The following is an 11,244-nucleotide window of genomic DNA, read 5'->3' as shown; positions in this document are numbered from 1 at the left end:
GCTTGCTGCCGCAATCCATCGCCGCCGAAGACCTGGCAAGCGGCCGGCTGGTGCACTGGGGCACCGTGCCGGGCAAGCCCGTCGAAGTCCGGGCGCTGCACACCTCCCGGCGGCTCGTCAGCGCGAAGGTGACGGCGTTCGTGCAGTGCCTGTGCGAGAGTTTTTCGGGTGGGGTGCTGGCGTAGAGAAGGGGCTGCAGGTCCCGAAGGTGCGGTTCGCCGTCCTGATCATTCGGCGAGCCCGACTCCGGAGCGCGACCTTCGGTCCCGTCTCAGGTGTCGGCCCAAGAGCACAGCAGCCAGATAGGAGAGGCCCGTCAGCGCCACGCCGATGCCAAGCACGCTGGCTGCATGAACGGCTGGCCGATCATTTTGGAAGTGGAATGCGGCCCAGACTGCAGCCACGACCAGCAGCACCATCTCGACGATGGGCGACATCGACACCCCGCCAGGGGGCGGCCCGTCGCCTCGCTTCCAAGCGCGCGCAGCACGCTCCAGAAAGCATGGGACGAGCATGTTCCATGTGAGCTTCAGCAAGAACAGCGCGATCAGACACCAAGACAACCAGGTCATTCGATTTCCAATTGCGGCGAATGCGACAGCGCGGCAAGGTCTAAAGTCGGAGCGCGGTCGGGCACCTCCGGTTGCCCGCCAGGGCGCGCTTTCGGGCAGTCAGACGTCTTGTCAAAATGATCGCTTGCCAATCCTCGGATGACCTGCATGTTGCCTTTGTTTGACCCGAAGTGGGCCACGCTGCTCGGTGGCTATCGGGTGCCATACGACCCATCTGGCGCCTTGTCGCGCCTTGAGCAAGGCGAGGATGCTTGGGACGAATTGTGGAGCGAGCTGCACCATCAGGGCGACATCGGCGAAGCTTCGTATGCCGCCGTGCCGCACTTGGTCCGGATCGCGGCACAGGCACACCAGCGGGACTGGAATTTCTACGGGCTCGTTTCCACCATGGAGGTCGAACGGCACAAATCAAGCAGTCCCCCAGTGCCCAACTGGCTGGTTGACGACTACGACGATGCGTTGCAGGACATGCAGCGCTTGGCGTTGCGTGACTTGGCTTCGCAAGAAGACGCCTCGACCGTCCAAGCGATTCTGGCCTCCCTCGCATTGTGCAAAGGGCAGGTCAAACTCGGCGCCTTGCTCTCCTCTTTGGACCTCTCGGAGCTGGATGAACTCGTCAATGAGCGGCTGGCGTGGGATGAGCTGTATGAGTAGCGCAGACCAGCGCGCAGCACCACGATGCGGCTGTCGCTGAATGTGAGCTTGAGGACACTCCTTGACAGCAGCGACATCGCGAACTGGCTGCCTTCGGCGGAGCGTTGTGACTTGACTTCGTTTGGAACGGGTCGCAGGCCGCCGACAGCGGCTCAGACTTGCGCGCGCAATGTTGCTGGACCTGTGGTCGAGCCACTGGCACGGGTGTCTCAGCCCTTGACGGCCAGGCTCAGCTGACATGCATTTCGCCGCCCATCGGAAACCTCGCTGCCGCCGTCTTCAACGGCAGTCCAGCGCATTCGTCAGGCAGCTCACCGTGCGGTAGCAGCCGGGCAGCACCAGCACCAGCCGCTGGGGAGCAGTGTCCATGGCAGCGGCAGTGGCGGTGCAAAAGAGGGGCGACATTCGGGGTCCCGGTGATTTGAAAAAACAGCGTTGAAGTGCACTTGGGTGCGGCTTTTGCGAAGTGAGGTCCGCGTGCTGAATTTCCGCCATCTGTACTATTTCTGGGTCGTCACCAAAGAAGGCGGGTTCGCCCGCGCCGCGGAGCGGCTTGAAATGGCCGTGCAGACCATCAGCGCCCAGGTGCGCGAGCTGGAGAAGGCGCTGGGTCACCAGCTGCTCAAGCCCGCCGGGCGAGGCGTCGCCTTGACGGAGGCGGGCGAGGTCGCCTTCGCGCGTGCCGAGGCGGTCTTCCACATCGGGCAAGCGATTGCCGAAGAAGTGCGGGAGGCGGCCAATCACAAGGTGGTGCGCTTGTCCGTCGGCTTTTCGGATGGCATCTCCAAGCTGGCGGCGCATGCGATGCTCTCGCCGATTCTGGCCACGCCGTCGCTGCGGCTGGTCTGCCACGAAGGGGAGGTGAAGCAGTTGCTGGCCGAACTGGCGATGCACCACCTGGACCTGGTGCTGGCCGGACAGTCCGCCCCCAACAGCTCGAACTTGCGGTTGACCAGCGAGCGCCTCGTGCAATCGCCGGTGGCGTGGTATGGGCCTGCCGCGCTGGTCCGAAAAGCCGACGTGGCCGAGTTTCCGGAGTCACTCGGCCGGTTGCCGGTGCTCTTGCCCACCAGCCACTCGGCGCTGCGCTTCAGCCTGGACCGCTGGTTTGAAACCGAGGGCCTGCGGCCCCGGATCGTGGGCGAATTCGAAGACAGTGCACTGATGGCCGTCTTCGCAGCGCGTGGGCTGGGTGTGTTTCCAGTCAGCCAGCTTGGCGCCTCGGATCTGGCCCTGATGCACGGCTTGCGCTTGCTGGGCCACTCTCCTGGCGTGTCCGAGGAGATCCACGCGATCAGGTCGCGCCGCGGCCAACACCACCCGCTTGTCGTGCAACTGCTGGACAGCGCGCGCGGCTGACGGCGCCGGGGGGCACAGCCTGGGTGCAAATGCCGCGGAAGCGGCTTGTTCTTCAGGAAATGTGCTGCGCTGAGGGTTCGGTTTTTCCGAACTTCGCCTCACTGATTTGCTGCTTTTTCTGGATGGCAATGCGCCCTATCTTCGGTTCACACCTGAACCAAAGGAGCGCCGTGATGCAGGTTTTATTCAAATCCCGAGATCCGCAAGCCGACGAACTGCGGGATGTGGCGCAACGCCGTGCGCGCTTCGTCTTCCGTCGCCTCGGCTGGCTGGCACCAAAAGCCATCGTGCAGTTGTCAGATGTGAATGGCCCGCGCGGCGGCGTCGACAAGCGCTGCCAGGTCGAAATCCGGAGCGGGGTCGCCGGCACCGTGGTGGTGGCATCCGTGGCGCATGACTGGCGTACCGCCCTGGACAACGCCTTGTCGCGCGCTTTGCGCTTTCTCGTGCGCCAGTGGCGACGCGGGAATGACAAGAGAGCGCTGCGCCCACGCGCCATTTTTCTGAACCACGCTGAAGAGCAGCGCGGCTGAGTCAACGACGCCGGGAAACCGTGAAGGAGAAAGCATGAAGTGCCCTGTCTGTCCTGATTCCACGCTGCTGATGAGCGATCGCCAAGGCATCGAGATTGATCATTGCCCCCACTGCCGGGGTGTCTGGCTCGATCGAGGAGAGCTGGACAAGCTGGTCGAGCGGTCGGTCTATGCGGCGCCTGCCAGAAGCGCCGGGATCGACCACGAGAGACAGCCCCGATTCGTCGACTCGGACCATGCGCATGGCCGAAGCCGAAGTCACTCCCGAAGGAAGTCGTGGCTCAGCGACTTCTTCGACTGAGCCCCATGCCCTCTTACCCCCCGGACGAACAACATGCGCTTCTATCACCCTGACAGTCCGCAGGCCGCCGCCCGCATCGTGGCATTGGCCGTGCTGGCAGACCGGGACATCGGCAGCTCCGAACTAGAACTGCTGGACCGCCTGGCTGTTCATGCACAGCTCGGCCTCGACCGCAACGAGTTGCACGCGGTGCTGGACAAATTCTGCGAAGACCTCTTGTCCAGTGAGCAACTGCAATGGTCCGACACCTGCCCGGTGGATGAGCGCACCTTGGCCGGCCTGATGGGCGACATCGAAGACCCGGCCTTGCGTCGAAAACTGCTGCACCTGTGCGTCGAGATCGCCGAGGCCGACACGAGAGTGACCGATGGCGAGGCGATCGTGCTGAAGGCCGCGGTCGAGCACTGGGGCCTGCACCGCGAGATGCTCAGGTGACCGGGTGGGGCGTGTTGTCCACCGGGGATATGGAAGCGCGCGTCTGCTGCATTGACATGGACAGAGGGATTGGAAGATGAAACGCGTTGCCTTGTTCTTGCTGACCAACCTGGCCGTGATGCTTGTCCTCGGTCTGGCCGTCAATGTGCTGGGCCTCAACCGGTTTCTCAGCGCCAACGGCCTGAGCGTGACGGGGTTGCTGGGTTTTGCGCTGGTGATGGGTTTCGGTGGCGCATTCATCTCGCTGTTGATCAGCAAGCCAATGGCCAAGTGGACCACCCGGCTGCAGGTGATCAACGGATCGACTGACCCTGCGCATGCGTGGCTGGTGGCCACGGTCGAACGATTTGCGCGGCAGGCGGGTGTGAAGACACCGGAGGTCGGCATCTACGAGGGCTTGCCCAACGCATTTGCCACTGGCGCATTCAAGAACTCGGCCCTGGTGGCGGTGTCCACAGGGTTGCTGGCGTCGATGCCGCGTGATGAGGTCGAAGCGGTCATCGGCCACGAGGTGGCGCACGTGGCCAATGGCGACATGGTGACGATGGCGCTGATTCAAGGCGTCATGAACACCTTCGTGGTCTTCTTGTCGCGAATGATCGGCTATGTCGTCGACAAGCTTGTCCTGCGCAACCAGAACGAAGGCCCGGGCGTGGGCTACTACGTCACGACCCTCGTGCTGGACCTCGTGCTGGGCGTCGTCGCTGCGTTGATCGTGGCCTGGTTTTCGCGGCAACGTGAGTTCCGCGCCGACGCCGGCGCCGCACGGCTCATGGGGCGCAAACAGCCGATGATCGATGCGCTCGCCCGGCTGGGTGGGATGGATCCGGGCGAGATGCCCAAGGCCATGCGCGCCATGGGCATCAGCGCCCGGCCGGGTGGCATGCTGGCCCTGTTCTCCAGCCACCCGCCCATGGCACAACGCATCGAGCGGCTGCGCCGCGCGGATTGAACGCGGGAGATGACCGGGCGGCGTGGTTGCTCGGGGACTGGCCCTCGTCAGCGCAGCGCAGCACCTGTCCGGTTTGCCCACGCGAATCCGTACGGTGAATCAAGGACCTTCCGCCAGCGGCGGGGCGTGTCCGTCGGTTCACCGAACAGAGGATTCGAGATGCGTGGATTCATCGTCATATTGCTGGTGGTCGCGGTCCTGGCCTTCTCGGGCTACGCCACCTTCGGCGAGACCGGACCCATCGGCTGGCTCAACGCCGCGCAGGCCAGCCGCGACGGCAGCTACTCGCGCGCGATCAGCGCCATCGTCCTGCTGCTGGCGATCTGCCTTGTCGTCCTGGGCGTGTTGCAGGTGCTGACCTTCTTCCAGAACATCTGGCGCGCTCGCAGTGGCCAGGCCGCGCCGCCTGCTGCGCCTGCCCCGGTTCGGATTGCTCCCGCTCCTGCTGCGGCAGCAGCCGCGCCAATGGCGCCCGTGGTGCCGAAGCCGGCACCCTCAGGCTGGCGCATGGGCTTGACGGTGTGGGCCGCCTGCATCGCATTGACCTGGATCTGCGTCTTCGCCTGGTACGGCTGGGACTGGCACTTGCGCCGGGCCGACGTCGTGAGCGCGTACGCCCCGCTGCAACTGAGCCGCGGCGGGGACCCGGTGCACCCGGGGAGCGGCAGCCACCTTGCGCTTCAAGGGGGCCTGCTGTGGGATCACGCGCTGACGCGCCGCTCCAGCAAAAGCGGCGGCGCGGTCCAGGCGATCTTCGTGCCGGTGGCCGCCGCCGACTGGCGCCAGGGCGACCGGGTGGATTTCGTCGCGCAATTCGACAGCACCCAGCAGCTCTACGACTTTCAGCGCAGCTCCGGCGCTGCTGACGCCACGCTGCTGGTGCGTGTCGACGGCGCGGTGCCCGCTGCGACGCGGCCCGTCTTCGAACGCGATGGCGTGCTGGTCGCGGACAACGCGGTGCTGGTGACCGCCGTCGCGTCGCAAGCCGGCCGGCCGGCCGAAGCGGACCCGGCCTTCAACTGGACCTACACGAACCTGATCGGCGGCATCGTTTCGGGCTGTCTGACCTTGCCGCTCCTTGCCGCGGTGCTGGGCCTGAAGCGGGAGGCGTGGATGGAACGCCGGCGCGCGGCGCGAGCCGCACGCAAGTCGAGCTGAACCGCCTTCGGTGCGCAAGGACCGCGCTCTTCAATGGCATGCTGGGGCTACAACCGCTTCCCGCCGACCTTGCTGGCGTGTCCGGAGGCTTGTGTCGCGGTTCAACGAATTCGGACACCGAAGCAGGGTGACCTTGCCTCGCGAACCATCGTTCGGGTCGGATCTCTTGGTCGGTGTTGCCGAGATCTCGGTGGGGCGGGCGAGTCCGCTACTTGCCCTGAAGCGCCTTCGCTGCCTGAGCTCGCTGAACGTACTGCTGATACGCCGGCAACGCAATCGCCGCCAAGGTGCCAACCAGGATCACCACCCCGAAGATGCCGAACGCCGCGACCTTGACGCCGGTGCCGTTCGGCGGCGGCGGCGCGCCATACGCGTTTGCGCCAGGGCTGCCCGCCTTGAAGATCCAGATCAGTCCCACCAGCGGGATGATCGCCAGCAGCGACATCCAGCCGGACCAGCCCATGTCGTGTGAACGCCGGATCAGGACCAATGCGGAAAACACGAAATAGGGAATCATCATCAGCGAGAACAGAACGGCAAGCAGGCCGGGGCCGCCACTGGCACGGAGCATGGTCGCCGGTATCGTGACGACGACCGTCAGCACCATGTAAATCAAATACGCCACGGCGCCATACGCCAGAAAACGCAGACGACCCAAACGGCCTCGCCATCCCCAAATCCTCATCTCCTGGAATGCGCCCTGATGGGCGTTGTCTACGTCCGCAACCTCGGCTTGAGGCGCGGTGTACGGATTGCTGATTGCCATGCGGAAACTCCCTCTGTGTTTTGGCCAAATTGTGCTGCCGAAGGATGATCGTCCTTCGGTGAAAAAGCTGCTGAGTCGGCACCCGGCGGTCGACGAACCAAACAGCCCCTCAGACGCTGCGCACGCCCTTGCAAGCCGGGTAGGCTTCACAGCCCCAAAACTCCCGCCCTGCGTTCGCGCCCTTGCGCGCAGTGCGCCTGAGCATCGGCTTCGCACAGGCCGGGCAGGGCGGCGTGGCGGTCGCTGGCTTCTGCTGCAGCTGAGCTTGCGGGGCCGGCGGCAGCGGCATCGCCGCGGAAGCGCCCCGAACGTTCGCCGCCCCACGTACCGCACACGCCTCCTTCCGCGCCCGCTCCACCTGCCGGATCAAGCCCTGCAGCTGCAGCCCGTCGACCAGCCGAACATTGCGCCCTTCGGCAAATGCCTCCGCCTCGCGGCTGAAGTGGCCGGACGTGACGACGAAGCCGCCGGCGGCGCCCTGGGCGGCCATCACGCCGTAGAGCTCGCGCACCACGTCCACGCCGACCTTGTAGGCCTTCCATTGCTTGCACTGCACCAGGTGCTTCTCGCCGCTGCGGCGCAGCACCAGGTCCACGCCGCCGTCCGGGCCGCCGCGGCCGGTTTCCTGGACATTGAAGCCTTGCAGCCGGAAAGCCTCGCCGACCAGGCGTTCGAACTGCTGCCAGCTCATGCCGTTCAGCGCGTCGGCCGACGCGCTTTGGGTGACCTGGGTGACGAGCTTGCGGCGCTCGTGCTGCTTGAAGGCGGACATGGCCGCACCCACCAGGCAGATGAAGGGCAGCAGGTACTGGCCGATGGTGGCGGCGCTTCTGCCCAGCGAGTGGGCGACCGCCTGGGTGACGTCTGCGGGCTTGGCGACGACGGCCGCCGCACCGGGCTGTGCCAGCGTGTGCAGCACCAGGTAGAAGCCCAGCGCCGCGGCCACGCCGGCCCACCAGGGCATCAGCGAAACCAGATCCGCCAGATCGTCCATCGCGCTGCGTTTGCCTCTGCTTCTGGCCATGGCTGCGTCTCCCGAGGTTGATTGTTCTGTGCATTCGGCCTGCGCGATGCGGCCTCGCCAACGAGCCAGGCCCGTCGCCCCACGCGATCCATTTTTCGCGTGGGGTTCGCTCGCGGTTTGTGACTTCTGCACGTTTGCACAGCCGGAACCGGGTGCTGGATGTGAATTTGTTGGCACTTGGTGCGCGGGCGCACGCGGGCAGGTGGTTGTGGATGGTGGATGTAGGTGGTGGATGTGGGGGTGGCGGCGCCTGCCGTGTTTGTCGCCTTGTGCAGCGAGCTTGCCAGGCCCACACTGGCGATGCAGTCCGCCAGCGCGCACATAGCCGCCGGCCTCGCGTTGCAGCGCCACGGCCTGCAGCGCCGCGGGCCTGGCCGGGGCTGTGCACCTCGACAACAAAGTTTTCACCAAGGGGCCAACCAACATGGGCCGAACTTTCGAAGTTGTGCGTGCGCGCTGCCGCATGCGCCTTGTGGCACCACTGCTGCTGATGGCCGCCGCGTGCGCCGTCGCCACCGGGGCCTTGGCGGCCGGCAGCTACCGCTTCACGGCGCTGGCGCCCATCACCGGGGCCAGCCAGAGTTTTGGCGTGGCCTTGAATGACCTGGGCGTGGCGGCCGGCACCAGCGATTCGGGCGAAGGCGGCGGTCCCAACGGTGCCACCGTCTGGCTGCGCGGTGTGCCCACTGCGCTGCTGTCGCTGGGCGGGCCGGGTGCCTACAGCAGCGCGCAGGGCATCAACAACCTGGGCCAGGTGGTGGGCGACAGCACCACGACGGAAGGCCCTGGCCATGCCACGCGCTGGACCGGCGGCACGCCGGTGGACCTGGGCACGCTGGGCGGCGGCCACTACAGCATTGCCTTGGCGATCAACCACCGGGGCCAGGTCGTCGGCTACAGCGACGTGCTGGTGGGCGGTCTGAGCACCACCCATGCGGCGCTGTGGCAGGGCACGACGGTGACCGACCTTGGCACGCTGGGTGGCAGTTACAGCTCGGCCCGCAGCATCAACCGCTGGGGCCAGGTCGTGGGCAGCAGCACCGGGCCTGGCAATGCCAGCGTGCGGGCCGTGCTATGGCAAGCCGGCAGCTTGACGGACCTGGGCAGCGGCTACGCACTCTGCATCAACGACGCCGGCCAGGTCGTGGGCACCGACGGGCAGGTGGCCACGCTGTGGAGCGATGGCGTGCAGACCAGCCTGGGCACGCTGGGCGGCTCGCTCAGCAGTGCCGCGGGCATCAACAACGCCGGCCTGATCGTCGGCAACAGCCTGCTGGCCGGTGACGTGACGGGCCATGCGGCGATGTGGCAGGGTGGCGTGGCGGTCGACCTCAACACCTTGCTGGACGACGCGACCCGCGCCGCCGGCTGGGTGCTGCTGGACGCCAACGGCGTCAACGAACGCGGCGCGATCATCGGCACCGCGTACAACAGCGTGACAGGCGAGCAGCGAGGCTATGTGCTGCGGCCGCTAGGCAACTGAGGGCCCGGCGGGTTTCAGACCATCACCGGCGTCAGGTCCGGTGGCACAAACGCGGCTTCGGTCGTGTACTGCTTGAACAGCTCGGCTGCCTTGGTGTTGTCCATGCCCATGTGCACGCTCAGCGCCAGGCCTTCGAGCTTGCTGTTCAGGTCATGGGCCTTGGCCAGGTTGGCGCTCAGGTTGTGGGTCTTGTGCAGCGTGGTGGAGATCAAGGCAAGCAGCGAGCACAGCATGGCGGCCAGGCACAGCAGGCGCCAGATGGACGAATCGCTCTGCGCGCCGACCAGTTGCCGCATGAACTCGGTGAACTGCTCGCCCCCAAAGGCCGGCGCAGCGGTGAAGGCGGCGGCCACGGCGCTGAAGATGATGCCCTGGTTGGTCAGGCGCACCGAGCGCGGTTCCATCTTGCGCAAGAAGGCCGAAATGCAACGGCGCTTGCCTTCGATTTGCTGCACCAGGTATTGACGCGATTCATCATCGTTCGACATTTCGCTCCTCCGCAGGCAGGCGTGCGCCGTCACCTTTGAACAAGGCAAACAGGGCGGGACTCTTTGGCTTCGGGCTTGGCCTGTCGGGCGCCGCGGCATGGGCGGGGACCCTGGGCCGGTGCGCAGCGTACTCTCCTGCAAACCGGCGTCAAGTGGGCGGTCGAGAGGCGGCCGAGGGCTTTGGGCGTCGGTCGGAAATGGAATCGGTTCCGTTTGGCGGGCCGGTGCCGGCGCGGTGGCTTCGGTGGGTGAGGCGATGGGTTTGGGCCGGCCTAAACTCCCCCGATGATCAATGCCAAACCGCGTGGCGGCGCCTCCGCCGCGCCCAAGCCCAGCCCCGGGCAGTGCGCCCACGTGACGGCCGTGGCCTGCCACCGCGTGAGCACCTTGACCATGCGCGACGACGCGGTGGTCGTCGTCAAGCAGGGCCGCAAGACGCTGCTGGCGGCTGGCGCCGAAAGCGTGGTGGCCGAGCGCGGCGACGGCATGCTGGTGGCGCGCGGCACGCATTGGGACGTGATCAACGACCCCGCGGGACATGGCCGTTACGAATCGCTGGCGCTGTTCTTCGGCGACGAGCTGGTGCGAGAGCACCAGGCCCAGGCCACGCCGACTGGCGCTGCGGTGCCGGCCGCGCAGTTGCTGGTGGTGGACGAGGAGCTGCGGGAGGCGATGCAGCGCGCAGCCTCGTTCCTGCAGGCCAAGGCGGTGTCGGTTGCGGTGCAGCGGCACCGGCTGCTGGAGGTCCTGCTGCTGCTGGCCGAACGCGGCCACCACTTCCGCGCGGTGGACGAACTGGGCTGGGACGAGCGGGTGCGCCGGCTGGTCGCGCAGCGCCCGCATGCCGACTGGAGCGTGGACGCGGTCGCCTCGGCCTTCCACATGAGCGCTTCGACGCTGCGCCGCCGCCTCAGCGAAACCGAGGGCGACCCATCGCTCGCGGCGCTGGTGCGCGAGGTGCGGCTGGAAACCGCGCTGGGCCTGCTGCAAACCACCAAGCTGCCAATTGGCGAGATCGCGCAGCGCTGCGGCTGGGAGTCCCACAGCCGTTTCTCGGCGATGTTCCAGGAGCGCTGGGGCTTCGTGCCTTCGGTGCTGCGCGCCGGCATGACGCAAAGCGCGCAACGAATGGCGCAGGGCGGCTAACGCGCCAAGCTCCCGCGCGGGGACCATGCAGGCATTGCCAACGAACTGGAGCCGTGCCATGAAACACCCCCGTCCCTTGATCCTCTGCGCCACCTTGCTGGCCTTGCCGCTGCTGGCTTCGGCCGCGGGTTTCGAGCTCAGCAGCCTGGACATCGCGCCCGGCGCCAGACTGGCAGAGGCCCAGGTGTTCAAGGGCTTTGGCTGCGACGGTGGCAACCGCTCGCCTGCGCTGAACTGGCACGGCGCGCCGGCCGGCACGCAGAGCTATGCTGTGACTGTCTATGACCCGGACGCACCCACCGGTTCCGGCTGGTGGCACTGGGTCGTCTACAACCTGCCAGCCGCGACCACCAGCCTGTCCGCCGGCGCGGGC

General features: G+C 66.5%; 14 protein-coding genes and 1 pseudogene. 11 read left to right on the top strand and 4 right to left on the bottom strand.

Annotated features, from left to right (window positions below):
• A pseudogene (locus FKP22_RS31930) lies at positions 1 to 185 on the top strand (LysR family transcriptional regulator); the annotation flags it as partial.
• Between the two features lie 42 nt (positions 186 to 227).
• Here the strand turns inward: FKP22_RS31930 and FKP22_RS10380 are convergent.
• Entirely contained in the window at positions 228 to 572 is a 345-nt protein-coding gene (locus FKP22_RS10380; RefSeq protein ID WP_141287422.1) for a hypothetical protein, read from the bottom strand.
• Positions 573 to 719: 147 nt separating this feature from the next.
• Between FKP22_RS10380 and FKP22_RS10375 the strand changes: the two genes are divergently transcribed.
• The 7 genes from FKP22_RS10375 to FKP22_RS10345 all read left to right on the top strand — a co-directional run bounded on the left by FKP22_RS10375 (position 720) and on the right by FKP22_RS10345 (position 5,964).
• Positions 720 to 1,226 (top strand): hypothetical protein, encoded by a 507-nt coding sequence (locus FKP22_RS10375; protein WP_141287421.1) that lies wholly within the window; start codon positions 720 to 722, stop codon positions 1,224 to 1,226.
• Between the two features lie 477 nt (positions 1,227 to 1,703).
• Positions 1,704 to 2,585: a LysR substrate-binding domain-containing protein gene (locus tag FKP22_RS10370; protein ID WP_141287420.1), complete on the top strand. Its 882-nt coding sequence runs from the start codon at positions 1,704 to 1,706 to the stop codon at positions 2,583 to 2,585.
• A gap of 173 nt (positions 2,586 to 2,758) precedes the next feature.
• Positions 2,759 to 3,118, top strand: coding sequence for an HPF/RaiA family ribosome-associated protein (locus FKP22_RS10365; protein WP_141287419.1), 360 nt, complete (start codon positions 2,759 to 2,761; stop codon positions 3,116 to 3,118).
• A 34-nt stretch (positions 3,119 to 3,152) separates the two neighbouring features.
• Positions 3,153 to 3,419: a TFIIB-type zinc ribbon-containing protein gene (locus tag FKP22_RS10360; protein ID WP_141287418.1), complete on the top strand. Its 267-nt coding sequence runs from the start codon at positions 3,153 to 3,155 to the stop codon at positions 3,417 to 3,419.
• A 33-nt stretch (positions 3,420 to 3,452) separates the two neighbouring features.
• A complete protein-coding gene (locus tag FKP22_RS10355) occupies positions 3,453 to 3,854 on the top strand; it encodes a tellurite resistance TerB family protein (protein WP_141287417.1) in 402 nt (133 codons plus the stop codon).
• 76 nt (positions 3,855 to 3,930) lie between these two features.
• On the top strand, positions 3,931 to 4,806 hold the full coding sequence (htpX, locus tag FKP22_RS10350) for a protease HtpX (RefSeq protein ID WP_141287416.1): 876 nt from the start codon (positions 3,931 to 3,933) through the stop codon (positions 4,804 to 4,806).
• 159 nt (positions 4,807 to 4,965) lie between these two features.
• Entirely contained in the window at positions 4,966 to 5,964 is a 999-nt protein-coding gene (locus FKP22_RS10345; protein ID WP_141287415.1) for a hypothetical protein, read from the top strand.
• Between the two features lie 208 nt (positions 5,965 to 6,172).
• Here the strand turns inward: FKP22_RS10345 and FKP22_RS10340 are convergent, their stop codons facing one another.
• Together FKP22_RS10340 and FKP22_RS10335 are read right to left on the bottom strand one after the other, a co-directional pair.
• Positions 6,173 to 6,730 (bottom strand): DUF805 domain-containing protein, encoded by a 558-nt coding sequence (locus FKP22_RS10340; RefSeq protein ID WP_141287414.1) that lies wholly within the window; start codon positions 6,728 to 6,730, stop codon positions 6,173 to 6,175.
• Positions 6,731 to 6,839: 109 nt separating this feature from the next.
• Positions 6,840 to 7,754, bottom strand: a complete 915-nt coding sequence (locus FKP22_RS10335) for a restriction endonuclease (RefSeq protein WP_141287413.1) — start codon at positions 7,752 to 7,754, stop codon at positions 6,840 to 6,842.
• A gap of 463 nt (positions 7,755 to 8,217) precedes the next feature.
• Between FKP22_RS10335 and FKP22_RS10330 the strand changes: the two genes are divergently transcribed.
• Positions 8,218 to 9,237, top strand: a complete 1,020-nt coding sequence (locus FKP22_RS10330; protein WP_170200837.1) for a hypothetical protein — start codon at positions 8,218 to 8,220, stop codon at positions 9,235 to 9,237.
• Positions 9,238 to 9,251: 14 nt separating this feature from the next.
• Here FKP22_RS10330 and FKP22_RS10325 read toward each other — a convergent pair whose 3' ends face one another.
• Entirely contained in the window at positions 9,252 to 9,725 is a 474-nt protein-coding gene (locus FKP22_RS10325) for a hypothetical protein (RefSeq protein WP_141287411.1), read from the bottom strand.
• A 285-nt stretch (positions 9,726 to 10,010) separates the two neighbouring features.
• Between FKP22_RS10325 and FKP22_RS10320 the strand changes: the two genes are divergently transcribed.
• Positions 10,011 to 10,871, top strand: coding sequence for a helix-turn-helix transcriptional regulator (locus FKP22_RS10320; protein ID WP_141287410.1), 861 nt, complete (start codon positions 10,011 to 10,013; stop codon positions 10,869 to 10,871).
• Positions 10,872 to 10,929: 58 nt separating this feature from the next.
• Positions 10,930 to 11,244 (top strand): YbhB/YbcL family Raf kinase inhibitor-like protein (locus FKP22_RS10315; protein ID WP_141287409.1); only part of this gene is annotated, 315 nt, incomplete at its 3' end.

The organism is Ideonella azotifigens (assembly GCF_006519715.1).
In the GTDB taxonomy this organism is placed as follows: Bacteria; Pseudomonadota; Gammaproteobacteria; order Burkholderiales; family Burkholderiaceae_C; genus Ideonella; species Ideonella azotifigens.
Note: the sequence above shows the minus strand (reverse complement) of the source record. Positions and strands in the feature narration are given on the sequence as shown.

Bases quoted from the DNA above. Each gene is read 5' to 3' on its own strand.
- FKP22_RS10380 (WP_141287422.1), bottom strand. From the start codon at position 572: ATGACCTGGTTGTCTTGGTGTCTGATCGCGCTGTTCTTGCTGAAGCTC.
- FKP22_RS10375 (WP_141287421.1), top strand. From the start codon at position 720: ATGTTGCCTTTGTTTGACCCGAAGTGGGCCACGCTGCTCGGTGGCTAT.
- FKP22_RS10365 (WP_141287419.1), top strand. From the start codon at position 2,759: ATGCAGGTTTTATTCAAATCCCGAGATCCGCAAGCCGACGAACTGCGG.
- FKP22_RS10360 (WP_141287418.1), top strand. From the start codon at position 3,153: ATGAAGTGCCCTGTCTGTCCTGATTCCACGCTGCTGATGAGCGATCGC.
- FKP22_RS10355 (WP_141287417.1), top strand. From the start codon at position 3,453: ATGCGCTTCTATCACCCTGACAGTCCGCAGGCCGCCGCCCGCATCGTG.
- htpX (WP_141287416.1), top strand. From the start codon at position 3,931: ATGAAACGCGTTGCCTTGTTCTTGCTGACCAACCTGGCCGTGATGCTT.
- FKP22_RS10345 (WP_141287415.1), top strand. From the start codon at position 4,966: ATGCGTGGATTCATCGTCATATTGCTGGTGGTCGCGGTCCTGGCCTTC.
- FKP22_RS10340 (WP_141287414.1), bottom strand. From the start codon at position 6,730: ATGGCAATCAGCAATCCGTACACCGCGCCTCAAGCCGAGGTTGCGGAC.
- FKP22_RS10335 (WP_141287413.1), bottom strand. From the start codon at position 7,754: ATGGCCAGAAGCAGAGGCAAACGCAGCGCGATGGACGATCTGGCGGAT.
- FKP22_RS10330 (WP_170200837.1), top strand. From the start codon at position 8,218: ATGCGCCTTGTGGCACCACTGCTGCTGATGGCCGCCGCGTGCGCCGTC.
- FKP22_RS10325 (WP_141287411.1), bottom strand. From the start codon at position 9,725: ATGTCGAACGATGATGAATCGCGTCAATACCTGGTGCAGCAAATCGAA.
- FKP22_RS10320 (WP_141287410.1), top strand. From the start codon at position 10,011: ATGATCAATGCCAAACCGCGTGGCGGCGCCTCCGCCGCGCCCAAGCCC.